Source organism: Microbacterium sp. CIAB417, assembly GCF_022788845.1.
This window is the reverse complement of record NZ_JAHZUT010000003.1, coordinates 18,099-33,936: the sequence shown is the minus strand read 5'-3', so window position 1 is coordinate 33,936 and position 15,838 is coordinate 18,099. Positions and strand designations below refer to the sequence as shown.

The 15,838-nt window shown below is 68.8% G+C and carries 16 protein-coding genes; 6 read left to right on the top strand and 10 right to left on the bottom strand.

What is annotated here, in order from left to right; genetic code table 11:
* Positions 1 to 14: 14 nt before the first annotated feature.
* The 4 genes from mmsA to KYX17_RS12480 all read right to left on the bottom strand — a co-directional run bounded on the left by mmsA (position 15) and on the right by KYX17_RS12480 (position 4,698).
* Positions 15 to 1,544, bottom strand: coding sequence for a multiple monosaccharide ABC transporter ATP-binding protein (gene mmsA / locus KYX17_RS12495; protein ID WP_137417569.1), 1,530 nt, complete (start codon positions 1,542 to 1,544; stop codon positions 15 to 17).
* Positions 1,545 to 1,618: 74 nt separating this feature from the next.
* A complete protein-coding gene (gene chvE / locus KYX17_RS12490; RefSeq protein ID WP_243228173.1) occupies positions 1,619 to 2,692 on the bottom strand; it encodes a multiple monosaccharide ABC transporter substrate-binding protein in 1,074 nt (357 codons plus the stop codon).
* Between the two features lie 115 nt (positions 2,693 to 2,807).
* Positions 2,808 to 3,506, bottom strand: a complete 699-nt coding sequence (locus KYX17_RS12485) for an L-ribulose-5-phosphate 4-epimerase (protein WP_243228172.1) — start codon at positions 3,504 to 3,506, stop codon at positions 2,808 to 2,810.
* 175 nt (positions 3,507 to 3,681) lie between these two features.
* Positions 3,682 to 4,698 (bottom strand): LacI family DNA-binding transcriptional regulator, encoded by a 1,017-nt coding sequence (locus KYX17_RS12480; protein ID WP_243227332.1) that lies wholly within the window; start codon positions 4,696 to 4,698, stop codon positions 3,682 to 3,684.
* Positions 4,699 to 4,851: 153 nt separating this feature from the next.
* On the opposite strand from KYX17_RS12480, the gene KYX17_RS12475 reads away from it, so the two are divergent.
* Positions 4,852 to 5,400, top strand: coding sequence for a hypothetical protein (locus KYX17_RS12475; protein WP_243227331.1), 549 nt, complete (start codon positions 4,852 to 4,854; stop codon positions 5,398 to 5,400).
* Here KYX17_RS12475 and KYX17_RS12470 read toward each other — a convergent pair.
* Positions 5,387 to 6,715, bottom strand: coding sequence for a M20/M25/M40 family metallo-hydrolase (locus KYX17_RS12470; protein ID WP_243227330.1), 1,329 nt, complete (start codon positions 6,713 to 6,715; stop codon positions 5,387 to 5,389). The genes KYX17_RS12475 and KYX17_RS12470 overlap by 14 nt on opposite strands.
* A gap of 41 nt (positions 6,716 to 6,756) precedes the next feature.
* Between KYX17_RS12470 and KYX17_RS12465 the strand changes: the two genes are divergently transcribed.
* Together KYX17_RS12465 and KYX17_RS12460 are read left to right on the top strand one after the other, a co-directional pair.
* The gene (locus KYX17_RS12465; protein WP_243227329.1) at positions 6,757 to 7,755 is read left to right on the top strand and encodes a Gfo/Idh/MocA family protein; all 999 of its coding nucleotides are present in this window, start codon (positions 6,757 to 6,759) and stop codon (positions 7,753 to 7,755) included.
* Position 7,756: 1 nt separating this feature from the next.
* Positions 7,757 to 8,620, top strand: coding sequence for an NYN domain-containing protein (locus KYX17_RS12460; protein ID WP_243227328.1), 864 nt, complete (start codon positions 7,757 to 7,759; stop codon positions 8,618 to 8,620).
* A 21-nt stretch (positions 8,621 to 8,641) separates the two neighbouring features.
* On the opposite strand, the gene KYX17_RS12455 is transcribed toward KYX17_RS12460, so the two are convergent.
* The 3 genes from KYX17_RS12455 to KYX17_RS12445 form a co-directional block, all read right to left on the bottom strand.
* Positions 8,642 to 9,031: a hypothetical protein gene (locus KYX17_RS12455; RefSeq protein ID WP_243227327.1), complete on the bottom strand. Its 390-nt coding sequence runs from the start codon at positions 9,029 to 9,031 to the stop codon at positions 8,642 to 8,644.
* Between the two features lie 79 nt (positions 9,032 to 9,110).
* The gene (locus tag KYX17_RS12450; protein WP_243227326.1) at positions 9,111 to 9,881 is read right to left on the bottom strand and encodes an LLM class flavin-dependent oxidoreductase; all 771 of its coding nucleotides are present in this window, start codon (positions 9,879 to 9,881) and stop codon (positions 9,111 to 9,113) included.
* 72 nt (positions 9,882 to 9,953) lie between these two features.
* Entirely contained in the window at positions 9,954 to 12,494 is a 2,541-nt protein-coding gene (locus tag KYX17_RS12445) for an ATP-dependent Clp protease ATP-binding subunit (RefSeq protein WP_243227325.1), read from the bottom strand.
* Between the two features lie 139 nt (positions 12,495 to 12,633).
* On the opposite strand from KYX17_RS12445, the gene KYX17_RS12440 reads away from it, so the two are divergent.
* On the top strand, positions 12,634 to 13,356 hold the full coding sequence (locus tag KYX17_RS12440) for an EI24 domain-containing protein (protein ID WP_243228171.1): 723 nt from the start codon (positions 12,634 to 12,636) through the stop codon (positions 13,354 to 13,356).
* A gap of 79 nt (positions 13,357 to 13,435) precedes the next feature.
* On the top strand, positions 13,436 to 13,594 hold the full coding sequence (locus tag KYX17_RS12435; RefSeq protein WP_243227324.1) for a hypothetical protein: 159 nt from the start codon (positions 13,436 to 13,438) through the stop codon (positions 13,592 to 13,594).
* A gap of 6 nt (positions 13,595 to 13,600) precedes the next feature.
* Here KYX17_RS12435 and KYX17_RS12430 read toward each other — a convergent pair whose 3' ends face one another.
* Both KYX17_RS12430 and KYX17_RS12425 read right to left on the bottom strand, forming a co-directional pair.
* The gene (locus KYX17_RS12430) at positions 13,601 to 14,065 is read right to left on the bottom strand and encodes a DUF3817 domain-containing protein (protein ID WP_243227323.1); all 465 of its coding nucleotides are present in this window, start codon (positions 14,063 to 14,065) and stop codon (positions 13,601 to 13,603) included.
* A 65-nt stretch (positions 14,066 to 14,130) separates the two neighbouring features.
* Positions 14,131 to 14,592, bottom strand: coding sequence for a MarR family winged helix-turn-helix transcriptional regulator (locus tag KYX17_RS12425; protein ID WP_243227322.1), 462 nt, complete (start codon positions 14,590 to 14,592; stop codon positions 14,131 to 14,133).
* 49 nt (positions 14,593 to 14,641) lie between these two features.
* On the opposite strand from KYX17_RS12425, the gene KYX17_RS12420 reads away from it, so the two are divergent.
* Positions 14,642 to 15,751, top strand: coding sequence for a methyltransferase (locus tag KYX17_RS12420; protein ID WP_243227321.1), 1,110 nt, complete (start codon positions 14,642 to 14,644; stop codon positions 15,749 to 15,751).
* Positions 15,752 to 15,838: the final 87 nt, after the last annotated feature.

The window sequence follows — 15,838 nt, the reverse complement described above, 5'->3', positions numbered from 1 at the left end:
TCCTGCGAGCCCCGTCAGCGGGGCTTCTCCATGGTCATGAGCTTGAGGACGGATTCGGGGCTCGCCTCGGCGATCGGCAGCTCTCCCGTGATGCGACCCTCCGACAGCGCGTAGACGCGGTCGGAGATGCCGAGCAGTTCGGGCAGCTCGGACGAGATCACGATGATGCCCTTGCCAGAGGCGGCGAGCTTGTTGATGATCGTGTAGATCTCGTACTTCGCCCCCACGTCGATGCCGCGGGTCGGCTCGTCGAGGATCAGCACGTCGGGATCCGAGTAGATCCACTTCGACAGCACGACCTTCTGCTGGTTGCCGCCCGAGAGCTTCCCGGTCTTGACCAGCACGCTCGGGGCCTTGATGTTCATGTCGCGGCGGTACTCGTTCGCGACCCGGTACTCCTCGTTGTCGTTGACGAGGCCGGCCTTCTCGAGCTTCTTGAGCGACGCCATGGAGACGTTGCGCTTGATGTCCTCGATGAGGTTCAGGCCGTACGTCTTGCGGTCCTCGGTCGCGTAGGCGAGACCGTTGTCGATGGCCTCCGAGACGGTGCGCGTCTTGATCTCTTTGCCGCGCATGAACACCCGGCCCGAGATGCGGGTCCCGTAGCTGTGGCCGAACAGGCTCATGGCGAACTCGGTGCGACCGGCTCCCATGAGGCCCGCGATTCCGACGATCTCCCCCGCCCGCACCGTGATCGACACGTCATCGACGACGACGCGGGAGGTGTCGACGGGATGGTGAGCCGTCCAGTTCTCGACCCGTAGCAGCTCTTCGCCGATGTGGGGCTCGTGGTCCGGGTAGCGGTGCTCGAGGTCGCGACCCACCATGTCCTTGATGATGCGGTCTTCGGTGACGTCGTTCTTCGCGATCGTCTCGATCGTCTTCCCGTCGCGGATGACGGTGACCGTGTCGGCGACCTTCTTGATCTCGTTGAGCTTGTGGCTGATGATGATCGACGTGATCCCTTGACCCTTCAGATGAAGGATCAGATCCAGCAGGTGCGCCGAATCCTCGTCGTTCAGTGCGGCGGTCGGCTCGTCGAGGATCAGCAGCTTGACCTCTTTTGAGAGCGCCTTCGCGATCTCGACGAGCTGCTGCTTGCCGACGCCGATCTGGTTGATCTTCGTCGTGGGGTTCTCCCGCAGACCGACCCGGGCGAGGAGCTTGCCCGCCTCGAAGTTCGTCGCGTTCCAGTCGATGAGACCAAGCGGGCCGCGCTGCTCGTTGTTGAGGAAGATGTTCTCGGCGATCGACAGGTACGGGCTCAGGGCCAGCTCCTGGTGGATGATCACGATGCCCTTGGCCTCGCTGTCGCGAAGGTTGCGGAACGCGACCTCCTCGCCGTTGTAGACGATCTGTCCGTCGTACGTGCCGTGGGGGTACACACCCGACAGCACCTTCATGAGCGTCGACTTACCGGCGCCGTTCTCACCGCAGATGGCGTGCACCTCGCCGCGCTGGACGGCGAGATTCACGTTCGAGAGTGCTTTGACTCCCGGGAATGTCTTGGTGATCCCACGCATCTCGAGGATGTTCTGGGACATCGTTGCTCCTCTTTCCTGTCGCCGACGGGAGTGTGCCGGGCGGCACGGGGCCGCCCGGCACGGATCCTCGGTTATCAGCCGTTGATCTCGTCTTCGGTCCAGTAGCCGCTGTCGACCAGGACCTCCTGGATGTTGTCCTTGACCACGATCTGCGACTCGAGCAGGTAGGACGGGACGACCTTCTTGCCGTTGTCGTAGTCCTCGGTGTTGTTCACCTCGGGCTCCTCACCCTTCAGCAGAGCGGAGGCCATGTCGACCGCGACCTCGGCCAGCTTGCGGGTGTCCTTGAAGATGGTCGCGTACTGCTCACCGGCGACGATGGCCTTCACGGAGTCGATCTCGGCGTCCTGACCCGAGATGATCGGCCACTCGGCACCGACCGAGTAGCCGGCGTCGGTGAGGGCCGAGATGATGCCGCGCGAGATGCCGTCGTAGGGCGAGAGCACCGCGTTGACCTTCGAACCGTCGGAGTACGTCGAGGTGAGGATGTTCTCCATGCGCTTCTGCGCCGTCTCGCCGTCCCAGCGCAGCGTCGCCGCCTGCTGGAAGTCGGTCTGACCGCTCTTGACGACCAGGATCTTCTTGTCGATGTAGGGCTGGAGCGTGTCGATCGCTCCGTTCCAGAAGAACGTGGCGTTGTTGTCGTCGGGCGAACCGGCGAACAGCTCGATGTTGAACGGGCCGGCCGGAGCGGATGCCGCGGCCTTGCCGTCGAGGTCGGTGAGACCCAGACCGTTGAGCAGCGAGTTGGCCTGCTGCACGCCGACCTTGTAGTTGTCGAACGACGCGTAGTAGTTGACGTTCTCGCTGTCGCGGATGAGGCGGTCGTAGGCGATGACGGGGATGTCGCCGTCGGCGGCCTCCTGCAGGACGCTGGTGAGCGTCGTGCCGTCGATCGAGGCGATGATCAGGGCCTTGGCGCCCTTGGTGATCATGTTCTCGATCTGCGAGACCTGCGTGGGAATGTCGTCCTCTGCGTACTGCAGGTCGACCGTGTAGCCCTGCGCCTCGAGCTGCTCCTTGACGGCATTGCCGTCCTGAATCCAGCGCTCGGAGCTCTTGGTGGGCATGGCGACGCCGATGAGTCCGCCGTCTCCGCCGCTGTCCCCGCCGTTGCCGCCCGCGCTGCTGCCGCAGCCGGAGAGCATGAGCGCGCCGGCGGCAACGGTTGCCGCGGCGAACAGGAACTTGGTGCTCTTCACAGTGTGTCCTTTCGTAAGACGTCTCTGTCTGCTGTGTTCAGTTGTACGTAGGGGGAAGTCTTCAGGCGGCCGAGCGAGGGTCGCCGTGCTGGCCGTACACGTGCTGGTAGCGCTCGTAGAGGCGATCGATCGCCTGTTGCGGCAGCGGCGTGAGCGGACCGCTCTGGCCGGCGATGTGCACGGTGCGCGCGACGTCTTCGAGCATGACGGCGGCCTTGACCGCATCCCGCGCCGTCGCGCCGATCGTGAACGGGCCGTGCCCCGCCATCAGCACCGCCGGCGAGCGATGATCGGTGAGCGTGTCGACGATGCCTCGGCCGATCGAGTCGTCGCCGATGATCGCGAACGGCCCGACCGGGATCGGACCGCCGAACTCGTCCGCCATCGCCGTGATGACGCACGGGATCGCTTCGCCGCGTGCGGCCCAGGCCGTCGCGTAGTCGGAGTGCGTGTGCACGATGCCGCCGACGGCCGGCATGTTCCGGTAGACGTATGCATGGGCGGCGGTGTCGCTGGAGGGCTGACGGTCGCTGCCAGGGGTGTCGGCGACGACGGTGCCGTCGAGGTGGCAGAGGATCATGTTCTCGGGCGCCAGATCGTCGTAGGAGACCCCCGACGGCTTGATGACGAAGAGATCCGCGCCGGGCACACGCTCCGAGATGTTGCCGCCGGTCCACACGACCAGCCCGTTGCGCACGAGCTCGCCGTGAAGGGCTGCGACCTCGGCGCGCACGCGAGCGATCACGACCTCGGTCTTCACCCCCGTGGCATAGCCCTCGCCTCGAGCGGCATCGATTGCGGACACGCCTCGACTCCTTCGTCTTTCGAAACCCCGTTGTGACGATCGATGTGACCGTTCACATTGCTGCGCAAGTGTAACGCCACAGATCGGCTTCCTGTCAACCCGCTGAGAGATCTCGGGTTGATAACGCCCGTCAGAGCGGCGCGACCGGCCCCGTCGAGCCCCGGACGATGAGCTCCGGCACGATCGGCGCGACGACCGCATCCGAGCCGTCCGCCGGGCCCAGCAGGATGTCGACGCAGCGCCGTCCGAGATCGGCGAAGTCCTGGCGGACCGTGGTCAACGGCGGCCAGAAGTGCGCGGATTCCGGGATGTCGTCGAAGCCCACCACGCTGATGTCCCCCGGCACGTCGAGACCCTCGTCGCGGATCGCGTGCAACAGCCCCAGTGCCATTTGGTCGTTGGACGCGAACACCGCGGTGAAGTCCCGCACGCGCAGCAGTTCCCGGCCCGCGTAGTAGCCGAACTCCGCGGTCCAATCCCCCAGGATGGGAGCGGTGGTGGGCACGTCGTTCGCGCTCATCTCCTCGAGGAAGCCCCGCATGCGCGCCTCCGCCTCGATCCAGTCCTGCGGACCGGCGAGGTGGTAGATCCAGCGATGACCGAGCTGGATGAGATGCCGTGTGGCGAGTCGGGCGCCCGCGATCTGGTCGACCGAGAGCGCGTGCTGCGGGTCGAGCTCGGTGGACTGCAAGGTGACGTAGGGCACGTCGAGCTGTTGCTCAGCGAGCGCTCGGAAGACGCGGACCTGCGGCGCGATGACGACCAACCCCTCGACGGACTGCGCCATCAGGTGCGCGATGCCGTCGGGGATCGAATCGGGGTCGTGGGGCGAGATGTTCGCGGTGCTCACCCAGTAGCCGCGCTCACGGGCGGCGGATTCGATGGCCGCAATGCTGGAGGCGGGTCCGTACTGCGTGCTGGAGGCGGACAGGATCCCGATGGTCTGCGAACGGCTGGTCACCAGCGCCCGCGCCGCGCGATTAGGCCGGTACTGCACCTGCGCCATGACCGAGAGCACGCGTTCGCGCGTCTCCGGCCGGATGCTCGGATGGTTGTTGATCACCCGGGAAACGGTCTGATGGGAGACCTCGGCCAAGCGCGCCACATCGCGGATACTGGGCCGTCGCCCCGTCGCATCGTCGCTCATTGGATCTCCTGGGCCGTGCGCACGGTCACACGCCCGTTGCCATTATGCACGCCGCGCCCGGTTCCCTCCGTTTTCCGCAGCCGTGTGACAGTCACATCGCCCCATCGGACGACGCATCGACACGGGCCGAGGAGCACGGTCTACTGTGGACGCATGGCGGATTTCCTCGGACGTCTCCCCCTGAGCAACAGGGAGCGCCGAGACGAGTCCGCCGTGACCGGTGACCGGCGTGCAGCCATCGGCGATGCGCTGGACGAGGCGGCACGCCTGCTGGGCGAGACCGCAGCCGACGACGCGGAGCACTGCGCCAGAGCGCGCCGCTTCTTGGAGGAAGCAGGGCTCGGCACGGGGGCCGCCGGGGGAAATCCCGACGAGCTCCGTGCTCTCGCGGCCGCGGTCCGCCAGGGACGCAAGCGCAGCATCCGGATGCTCACCCGCGTCATCCGGGCGCTTCTGGTGCTCGGCGACGCGCTCGCGGTGACGCCGCACGTGGCGGCGGGAGTGTCGGGAGCCGTAGCCCTCTACGCCGCGACCACGGCGCCGTTCGATCGCCGCGCTGCTCTGCGCGGCCACACGGTGCGCGCGAGCGACGAGGAGTGGGAGTTCGGACGCGGCCCCGTGATCACCGATACGGGTCGCGCCATCCTGCGATTCGTGCTGGCGCTCGACGACGTCGCTCCGCGCCCCGTCAGTCGCCCGTGATCAGATCGCGGTAGAAGCCGATCCCCCGGAGCCACACTTCCACCCGGATGCGTTCGTTGTGCGCGTGCAGGGCCTCCCGCTCAGCGCGGGTGAGGTGGAAGGGCGTGAAGCGGTAGACGTTGTCGCAGATGCCCGTGAACCAGCGGCTGTCGCTCGCGCCCAACTGGATGTAGGGCGTCGCCACGATCTCGCTGCCGAGTGACGAGTCGATCGCGCGTGCGATGCGGCGCCATGGTTCGCCGCGCCACGGCGAGACGGGCGAGGGCTCGCTCGCCGCGCGCACCTCGATCTCGATCGTCTCGTCGGCGATGACGCGGCGGATCCGCGCGACGGCGGAGGCGGCCGTGTCTCCGGTGAGCAGGCGCACGTTGATCGCCGCCTGCGCGGTCGCCGCCAGCACGTTCTCCCCCGGCGCCCCCTTCAGCTCGGTCGCCACGGCGGTCGTGCGCACGAGCGCGTTCGTCTCGGGCCCGAGCATCGCCAGCACGTTCGCGATCACCGGCCCCGTGAACGCGACGGAGCGCAGGGCGGCGCCGAGCGACTTCGGCGCGTGCGGTGCCAGAGTGCGGAGCATCGCGCGCACCGGCGGGACGAGCCGCACCGGGAACGGATGCCGAGCCAGCCTGTCCACCGCGCGCGCCAGCCGCGCCGTCGCCGGACGCGCCGGCGGCGTGGATGCGTGGCCGCCCTGCTCGCGCGCCGTGAGCCAGACCGTCATCGTGCCGCGCTCGGCGACGCCGATCATCGCCGTCGGACGCGCGATCCCCGGAAGCACGCCGTCGACGATGGCGCCGCCCTCGTCGACGACGAGCGCCGGCCGAACGCCGCGGGAGCGCAGCGCCTCCGCGATCGCACGTGCACCGTCTCCTGCCGTCTCCTCGTTGTGCCCGAAGGCCAGGTACACGTCGTTCTCGGGCACGACCTCGCGCATCAGCAGTTCTTCGACGGCCTCCAAGATGGCCACGAGCGCGCCCTTGTCGTCGATCGCGCCGCGCGCGTAGACGGCTTGATCCGCGCCCTCGCCGACGAGTTCGGCGCCGAACGGATCGCGATCCCAGTCCTCCTCGACCACGGGGACCACGTCCTGATGCGCCATGAGGACGAGCGGCCGCTCCGCGGTACGCCCCGGCCAGCGGAGAAGGAGCGCGTGACCGACGACGACTTCCCGCTCCAACCGGGCGTGGACCCGGGGGTAGAGCCGCTCGAGTGCCGCGTGGAACTCGTCGAAGGCTGCCGTGTCCACCCGTGACTCGTCCGCGTAGGAGACCGTCGCGATCTTCAGGAGTTCGCGCAGTCTGTCCAGTGCCGTCGCCACGACCCGAGCCTAGTGCGGCACCCCTTGGGTACGGTGGTCGCATGACCACAGACTCGAGTCCTCGCCTGCGTTGGGGCATCCTCGCCACGGGCAACATCGCCCACACGTTCACGAGCGACCTGCGCACCGCGGGCCTCGACGTCCGCGCGGTCGGTTCGCGCTCGCTCGAAAGCGCCCAGCGCTTCGCGACGCAGTTCGACATCCCGCGCGCACACGGTGATTACGCATCACTGCTCGCCGATGACGACATCGACATCGTCTACATCGCGACCCCGCATCCGGCTCATGCCGAGAACGCGCTGGAAGCTCTCGCCGCGGGCAAGCACGTGCTCGTCGAGAAGCCGTTCACACTGACCGGCGAGGAGGCCGAGCGCGTCCGGGTCGCGGCCGAGGAAGCGGGGCTCCTGGCAATGGAGGCCATGTGGACCCGCTACCTGCCGCACATGATGCGTATTCAGGAGCTGCTCGCCGCCGGTGCACTGGGCGAGGTGCGCGCCGTCACCGCGGATCATGTCCAGTCCTTGCCCACCGATCCGTCGCATCGGCTGAACGCGCTCGAGCTGGGCGGGGGCGCCCTGCTCGATCTCGGCATCTATCCGTTGTCGTTCGCCTGGGACGTGCTGGGCGCACCGGTCTCGCTCACCGCGAACGCACGACTCGGCGAGACCGGTGCCGACATCGACGTCGCGACCCTCGCCTCGTACGCGAACGGCGCACTGGCCACGACGGTGTCCTCCTCACGCGGCGTCGGACCCAACCGAGCGGCGATCATCGGCAGTGACGCGCGGATCGAGATCGACCCGACCTGGTACAACGCGACGGGCTTCACCCTGACGAACGGCTCGCGAGACATCCTGGAGACCTTCCGCTGCCCGGACGCCGGACGCGGCATGCAGTATCAGGCGCTTGCGGCCGAGCAGATCATCGCGGAGGGGCGCCGCGACAGCGATCGTCTGCCCATCGCCGAGACGGTCGCGATCATGCGCCAGCTCGACGACATCCGCGCGCAAATCGGCGTGCGCTACCCGAGCGAGCACTGACATGGCCGATCTGTCTACGAGCCGCGTGGCCGTCTACCTGGACTTCGACAACATCGTGATGAGCTGGTACGACCGCGTGCACGGCCGCAACGCCTATTCACGCGATCGGTCGCGCATCGCCGAGCAGCCGCACGATGCGGAGATCACCGAGAAGCTGGCGCGCGCGACGGTCGATGTGGGCGCGATCATCGACTACGCCGCATCCTTCGGCACGCTCGTGCTCACGCGGGCCTACGCCGACTGGTCGTCCCCGGTCAACGCCGAGTACCGGTCGCAGCTCGTGGCGCGCGCGGTCGACCTCGTGCAGCTCTTCCCCGCCGCCGCATACGCCAAGAACGGTGCAGACATCCGCCTCGCCGTCGACACGGTGGAGGACATGTTCCGGCTCCCGGATCTGACGCACGTCGTGATCGTCGCGGGCGATTCGGACTACGTGCCCCTCGCGCAGAGGTGCAAGCGCCTGGGTCGCTTCGTCGTGGGCGTGGGCGTGGCGGGCTCCACCGCCAAGTCGCTCGCTGCCGCGTGCGATCGCTTCGACGCCTACGACTCGCTGCCGGGCGTGCAGGTGCCAGAGCCCGCGAAGAAGGATGCGACCTCGAACGCGCCGCGCTCCCGCAAGCGGTCCGTGGATCCCGCGGCCGATCTGCTCGAGCGCGCCCTGCGTCTGGAGAACGACAAGGATCCGTCGCAGTGGCAGCATGCGTCTGCCGTGAAGAGCCTGATCACACGCCTGGACTCCTCGTTCAGCGAGAAGGCGCTGGGGCACCGCAGCTTCACCGAGTTCGTCGCCGCACATCCCGACATCGCCGAGATGGACGAGACCGACAACATCGTGCGGATGCGGCTGGTCGAAGCAAAGCGCTGACCGGCCGCATCCGGTCCGCGTTCAGTCGCGCGGGGTGCGCGTGCTCCACAGCGCCCAGGCGACGAGCGCCGGCTGGAAGAAGAGTCGGACCAGTCGCTTGACGTCGGTGTCGAGACCGAAGCCGTCGCGGCGGTGGGTGAACTGGGCCCAGTTGCCCGGAAGGACGGCGACGAAGAACGCCGCCAGCAGCGCCCCCATGCGCCGGCGTTGGGACGGCAGCGCCACCAGTGCGGTGCCGAGCGCGATCTCCACGGCGCCCGAGGCCAGCACGACGGCGTCCTCGTCGAGGGGCGTGGCGTCCACGACCCAGTCGGGCACCTGGGCGCGGAACTCCTTCCGCGCCCAGAACAGGTGGCTGATACCGGCGAACACCATGGCGGCGCCCAGCGCCCAGCGTGCGAATGTCCTCATGATCTGATTCCACCTCGCCCCGGAGCTCCTGTCGAGCCCCTGCCGGTCAGCCCGGATCCTCGATCGCGCACCGCCCGCATCACGCGTCCACGTCGATGAAGCCCGCTGCGTTCCGGATGAAATCGAGATAGTGCTCCGGGTCGTCCTTTTCGGCGATCGCCCGCAGAACGACCTCGTCGACGGCAGCCCGGTACGCCGTCACGCGCGCCGTGTCGTCGCGCGGCGTGATCACCGTGTCGCGGGCGCTGAAGCCGAGGCGCGCGAAGTTCGCGGCGTACGCGGGGTAACCGGCATACGCGTCGGCCTCGGCCGACAACCGTGGCTGCGCCGCCGCATCCAGCGCCGTTCTCACATAGAGGATGGTGCGAGAGCCCGGGTCGCGCTGCGCCGCCGCGGCGTCGGGCGTCAACCAGTTCAGCAGCTGCCCGTCGCCGACCGAGGTCGCGAGCCGACGCATCCGCGGGCCGAGAGCGCCCACCACGACCTGCGCCTCGGGCACGCCCGCGCGCAGCGCCGCGATCCCCCGCTCCACGAGTGCGAGTTGATGTGTGCGCGCGGCACCGGAACCGATGCCCACGGTGAGCCTGTCCACGGGAAGGTCCGCGGCCTGCAGTGCCGACACGAGCGCATCCGGTTCCCGGCGATCCAGCGGTACCACGCCGGTGGCGAGCCCGATCCGCTCCGTCACCCGCGCAGCAGCCGCGAGCGCTGCCACCGCGTCGCCGCCCGGAGTGTCGTTCACCCAGAGCGTCGCAAAGCCGGCCTCCTCTGCGGCGGGAGCCAGACGAGCGATGAGATCGGGACCGAGGGCCCCTGCCAGTCCGAGGGAGAGCCGCGCGGGAAGCACCATGCTCCCAGCCTGCCCCGCGCATACGAAGACCGCCACCCCCGACGCACGGCAGGGGGTGGCGGTCTGGTCGAATCAGGCGGCGACGGCGCTGCGGCTGAGTGCAGCGGCGGCCGGCCGACCGTCGACGATGTCGACACGCACGCCACCCTGGTCGGTCAGTTCGCCGGAGACGAGCAGGTCGGCGATGCGGTCATCGATCTCCCGCTGGATGAGCCGGCGCAGCGGGCGCGCTCCGTACTCGGGCTCGTACCCGTGCTCCGCCAGCCAGTCCACGACGGCATCCGTCGCCTCGAACGAGATCTCGCGCCGCGCCAGGCGGGACGCGCTCTGCTCGAGCAGGAGCGACACGATGCTGCGCAGCTGGGCCTTCTCGAGCTTGCGGAACAGCACGATCTCGTCGATGCGGTTCAAGAACTCGGGACGCATCGCCTCGCGCAGCTTGCCCATGACACGGGCACGCAGCTCGCTCTCGTCGCCGAAGCCCGTGCTTCCGCCGCCGTCGGCGATGAACCCGATCGCACCGGAGCGCGATGCGAGGAACTCGCTGCCGATGTTCGAGGTCATGATGACGACGGTGTTGCGGAAGTCGACCGTGCGACCCTGACCGTCGGTCAGGCGGCCGTCGTCGAGCACCTGCAGCAGCAGGTTGAACACGTCGGGGTGCGCCTTCTCGATCTCGTCGAACAGCACCACGGAGTACGGTGCGCGGCGCACCCGCTCGGTCAGCTGTCCCGCCTCGTCGTATCCGACGTATCCGGGAGGCGCTCCCACGAGACGCGAGACGGTGTGACGCTCGCCGAACTCGCTCATGTCGAAGCGGATCACGGCGTTCTCGTCCTCGAAGAGGGAGGATGCCAGAGTCTTCGCGAGCTCGGTCTTACCGACGCCCGTGGGGCCGAGGAACAGGAACGACCCCACCGGTCGGCGACTGTCGCCCATCCCGGTGCGGTTACGCCGGACGGCCGTCGCGACGGCGGTGACCGCCGCATCCTGACCGATCACCCGGGCGTGCAGCTCGGACTCGAGTCCCGCCAGGCGTCCACGCTCGCTCTCGGTCAGACGCGAGACCGGGATGCCGGTGCTGCGGCTGATGACAGCGGCGATGTGCTCGACGTCCACGACCTGCTCCCCCCGCACGGCGTCACGCCGCGTCGCGTCGTCGATACGACGCTGCACATCGGCGATCTCGTCGCGCAGACGCATCGCGTCCTCATAGCGCTCGGCCGCCACAGCGGAGTTCTTGTCCGCCTCGAGCGTGGCCAGCTGAGCCATCAGGTCGGACACGTCGACCGCGACACCCAAGCGCAGACGGAGTCGTGCTCCGGCCTGGTCGATGAGATCGATCGCCTTGTCCGGGAGGACACGGTCGCTCAGATAGCGATCGCTCAACTCGACCGCGGCGCGCAGCGCGTCGTCGGTGTAGGTGATGGCGTGGTGCTGCTCGTAGGCGGGACGCAGACCATGCAGGATCCGCACCGCATCCTCGACCGACGGCTCCCCCACCTTCACCGGCTGGAACCGGCGCTCGAGCGCCGGGTCCTTCTCGATGGTGCGGTACTCGGCCAGCGTCGTCGCACCCACCAGGTGCAGGTCGCCACGAGCCAGGCGGGGCTTCAGGATGTTGCCGGCGTCCATGGCACCGTCGCTGCCGGCGCCCGCGCCGACGACGGTGTGCACCTCGTCGATGAAGACGATCAGCTCGCCCTTGCGCTCGGCGATCTCGCTCATGGTCGCGGTCAGGCGCTCCTCGAAGTCGCCGCGGTAACGGGCGCCAGCGAGCATCGCCGGAAGATCCAGCGACACGACGCGGCTGCCGCGCAGCTGCTCGGGCACCTCACCCGACACGATCGCCTGGGCGAGCCCCTCGACGATGGCGGTCTTTCCGACGCCTGCTTCACCGATCAGCACGGGGTTGTTCTTGGTGCGGCGGCTGAGGATCTCGATGGTCTGCTCGATCTCGTCCGCACGGCCGATCACCGGGTCCAGCTCTCCCGCCTCGGCGAGCGAGGTGAGGTCGCGCCCGTACCGCTCCAGCATGGTCGCGGGCTCGGATGCGGCCGCCTGCTCGGGAGAGCGCTCGGTGCCGGTGACGGTCTCGCGCACGCTCTGCGTGAGCGCCTCCGCCGTGACTCCGGCACGGGCGAGGATCTGCCCGGCGGGCGTGTCCTGCGCGAGCACGAGCGCGAAGAACAGGTGCTCCGGGTCGATGTAGGTCGATCCGGAGGAGCGCGCCACCTGGAACGCGTGGAACAGCGCGCGCTGCACGGAGGTGGTCACCACCGCGCTGTCGACGTCGGCGACGTCGGCACTGGCCGGCAAGCGCTGCTCGGACTCGCGCACGATGTTCTCCGGGTCGACGCCGAGGCGCGCGATCGCATCACGCACCTGGTCGACGCGCACGATCTCGCGGAGCACGTGCAAGGCATCGAGCTCGTGCTGCCCGCGCGCGAGGGCAAAGCGCCCGGCATCCTGCAGCGTCTCCTGCGTGCGCGCGCTGAGGTAGCGCGACAGGTCGATCGACCGTGCCGCGCGTCCGCGCTCACCTGCGAGGTAGCGCGAGAGGAAGTCGTCGAAGGCGTCGCGGCCTTCGTCGGGGGTGAAATCTTCAGGCATTTGTTCTCCTGATCGGGTTCGGGGTGTCGCTCTGTAAAACGGAGTTGAGCGGCGACACATCAAGTTCAACACGCGGAGGGTGACGGTATTCCCACTACGCTCGTCCCAGCGCGAGGGGGAAGGAGATCGGGTGAACGAGATGCTGCGCGGCGCACGCCTGCTGCTGGGTGGATTCGGGTGGTTCGCGCGACGTCCGGGTCTCATGCTCCTCGGCCTCGTGCCCGCGCTCATCGTGAGCGCCGCCCTCACCGTGGCCCTCGTGGCACTCGCATCGGTCCTGGCGCCGCTCACGGAGGCCATCACCCCGTTCGCTGATGACTGGCCGGCGGTCTGGACCGTGGTGCTGCGCGTCGCGCTCGGTGTCGCGGTCTTCGCGGGAGCCCTCCTGCTGGCAGCGACGACCTTCACCGCACTGACCTTGATCGTCGGCGAACCGTTCTACGACAGGATCTGGCGCAGCGTCGAGATCGCCGACACGGGCACCGTGCCCGAACACGACCCAGGCTGGCGAGCAGCCCTGGCAGATGCGACGAGCCTCATCGTGCGCGGCGCGCTCGCGGCCATGCTCGCTTTCGCACTCGGCTTCATCCCTCTCATCGGCGGCCTGGTCGGCACGGTGACCGGCGTCCTGTTATCGGGCTGGATCCTCGCGGACGAGCTCTCGGGACGCGCATTGACCGCGCGCGGCATCGACCGCCGCAGCCGGCGCCGCCTGCTGCGAGCGGCCCGCGGCCGAGCATTGGGCTTCGGCATCATGACGCAGCTGTGCTTCCTGATCCCCCTCGGCGCGGTGTTCACGATGCCTGCGGCCGTCGTGGGAGCGACCCGCCTCGCCGCGAGCGTGCGGGAGACCGAGGCGTAGACCCGCTCAGCCGCGCGGATGCGGTCGATCCGCGCGCAGGCGACCCGGTACTCTGGTGGGAGTCTTCCGAAGGAGTGCCATGTACATCGTGTCCCTGCTGCTGTTCCTGCTCGGGATGTTCGCGTTCGGCATCTCGTTCTCGGTGCCGGGCTTCCAGGCCGTCATCTTCGTCGCCGGCATCCTGCTCATCTCGGCCGCGATGGCGCTGCCGATCCATCTGCGGGCTCGCGCGAAGTAAGTCCGCTCAGGCCCGACCACCGGGAGGGCCGATCACGAGCAGTGCCGCGAAGGTCACCACCACGGCGGCGGCGATCACCACGGCCGACAGCACCGGTCGACGCAGCACGGAACGCAGCAGACGATCGTGCCATACCGCGTCACGCGGGTCGGAGCCCGCCTGCAATCGCCATGCGCCGAGCAGTCGACCGGTTCTCGACAGCCACAGCTCGACCGGCAGCGTCGCGTAGGGCACGACCGCACTGACGAGCGCCAGGATCGTGACCCCGCCACTCCATCGCTGGTTCTTCGCGACCAGGACCACCGTCGCGCCGTACGACAGGAAGATGAACCCGTGGATGCCGCCGCCGATCGTCACGGCGGGTGCGAAACCCGCGACGGCGCGGACGACGAGCCCTCCGATAAGCAGCGTCCACGAAACCATCTCGGCGATGGCGAGAGTGCGGAACAGGGCGTAGGGCGTGCGCAACACGGGCGACTCCGGAGGTGGATCGGCGCGCTCGAGTCGGCGCTCTCCGCAGCCTAAACCGAAAATCTTCAGTCTTGCTGAAGGATCTCTCCGAACGGCTGCTCATGAAGTCCGTGCAGGGCAGATGAGAGCGCGGGAACACCCGCGCCGAACACCTCATCGAGCGCCGCGAGACGCGCATCCGCCTCGGCGAGCGCAGCCGCGCCCTTCGTCGTCACACGCAGATCGGATGCGGCGCCCGCGTGCGCGGTGGCGTCCTCGACCAGTCCCTCGCCGGCGAGCGTCTTGACGGCGGTGTGCGCCGTCTGCACCGTGATCTGGGAGCGGCGGGCGAGTTCGGAGAACGAGATGCCCGGTGTCGCCTGCACGTGGGCGAGAAGACCGTACTTGCGGGTCGTGAGCCCGAGGTCCTTCAGGGCCGCGTTCAAGCGAGCGTCCCACACGGCGGAGACCGTCAGAAGCGCGATGACCGGACTGAACGGCGGGCGCTGCCCGGAGGGCTGCGTCGCCCCGTGCGTCTTATCGGCCATCTGATCATCGTATCCGTCGTCACCCCACCGCGGCCGGTAGCGTGAGGGGGTGGAGTTCCGGTTCGACGCGCTGCGACGCTGGCCCGATGTCGAGTCGCCCGATCTCGTCGCGGTCGATGCGGCCGATCGGCTCCTGCTGGACGAGTCCGCCGTCTGCCGCGCCGGACTGAGCGCGGATGACATCGCGGTCATCGGCGACGAGTACGGCGCGCTCACGCTCGGTGCCGCGGCCGCCTCCTCCGGCGCCGTGCGGGTGCATCAGGATGCGCTCACCGGCGAGCTGGCCCTCGCCGCCAACGCACCACGAATGGGACTCACCGATCGCTACCGGTCGATGGAGCTGGCGGGTGCGCTCGTGGCGGGCGCGCGGGTGGTCCTTCTTCGACTCCCCCGCTCGCTCGACGCCTTGGAGGATGCTGCGGCCCTAATCGCCGCGCACGCGGCACCGGATGTGGTCGTGTTCGCCGGTGGACGCATCAAGCACATGTCGACGGCGATGAACGAGGTCCTCCGCCGCTTCTTCGGCACGCTCGATGTGACCCACGCCCGCCAGAAATCGCGTGTCCTGATCGCCCGCGACCCTCTCGACGGCCACGATCCCGAGCCTCGACGCGCCGTGCACGACGGCATCACGGTGTGCGCCTACGGAGGCGCGTTCGCCGGAACGGCCATCGACATCGGTACCCGGTTCCTGCTGGCGCACCTTCCCGCGCGCGTCCCCGAGGACGGCCCTCTCGTCGACCTCGCGTGCGGAACAGGCGTGGTCGCCGCATTCCTCGCGCTGCGGCATCCCGATCGCGAGGTCTATGCGTCCGATCGCTCCGCGGCCGCCGTCGCCTCGGCGCGGGCGACGGCCGAGGCGAACGGCGTTTCCGACCGCGTCCGCGTCGCGCGGGATGACCGTCTCGGCGCCGTCCCGGACGCCAGCGTCTCCTTCATCGCCCTGAACCCGCCCTTCCACTCGGGCGCCGCTGTCACGACGGACCTCGCGGCGCCCCTGTTCCAGGATGCGGCGCGGACCCTCCGCTCCGGCGGCGAGCTGTGGACCGTGTGGAACTCGGCACTGCGCTACCGTCCGGCGCTCGAGCGCCTCGTCGGCCCGACGCGGCAGGTCGCCCGCAACACGAAGTTCACCGTCACGGTCTCCACCCGCCGCTGAGGCCCGACTCCCGCGGGCCATCCTCTTCCCTGTCACACCTCGAGTTCCCCTGTCACAGCTCGAGTTCCCCTGTCACACCTCGAGTTC

Excerpts from the sequence above, each read along its gene's own strand:
- mmsA (WP_137417569.1), bottom strand. The coding sequence starts at position 1,544 with ATGTCCCAGAACATCCTCGAGATGCGTGGGATCACCAAGACATTCCCG.
- chvE (WP_243228173.1), bottom strand. The coding sequence starts at position 2,692 with ATGCTCTCCGGCTGCGGCAGCAGCGCGGGCGGCAACGGCGGGGACAGC.
- KYX17_RS12480 (WP_243227332.1), bottom strand. The coding sequence starts at position 4,698 with ATGAGCGACGATGCGACGGGGCGACGGCCCAGTATCCGCGATGTGGCG.
- KYX17_RS12475 (WP_243227331.1), top strand. The coding sequence starts at position 4,852 with ATGGCGGATTTCCTCGGACGTCTCCCCCTGAGCAACAGGGAGCGCCGA.
- KYX17_RS12465 (WP_243227329.1), top strand. The coding sequence starts at position 6,757 with ATGACCACAGACTCGAGTCCTCGCCTGCGTTGGGGCATCCTCGCCACG.
- KYX17_RS12460 (WP_243227328.1), top strand. The coding sequence starts at position 7,757 with ATGGCCGATCTGTCTACGAGCCGCGTGGCCGTCTACCTGGACTTCGAC.
- KYX17_RS12455 (WP_243227327.1), bottom strand. The coding sequence starts at position 9,031 with ATGAGGACATTCGCACGCTGGGCGCTGGGCGCCGCCATGGTGTTCGCC.
- KYX17_RS12450 (WP_243227326.1), bottom strand. The coding sequence starts at position 9,881 with ATGGTGCTTCCCGCGCGGCTCTCCCTCGGACTGGCAGGGGCCCTCGGT.
- KYX17_RS12445 (WP_243227325.1), bottom strand. The coding sequence starts at position 12,494 with ATGCCTGAAGATTTCACCCCCGACGAAGGCCGCGACGCCTTCGACGAC.
- KYX17_RS12440 (WP_243228171.1), top strand. The coding sequence starts at position 12,634 with ATGCTGCGCGGCGCACGCCTGCTGCTGGGTGGATTCGGGTGGTTCGCG.
- KYX17_RS12435 (WP_243227324.1), top strand. The coding sequence starts at position 13,436 with ATGTACATCGTGTCCCTGCTGCTGTTCCTGCTCGGGATGTTCGCGTTC.
- KYX17_RS12425 (WP_243227322.1), bottom strand. The coding sequence starts at position 14,592 with ATGGCCGATAAGACGCACGGGGCGACGCAGCCCTCCGGGCAGCGCCCG.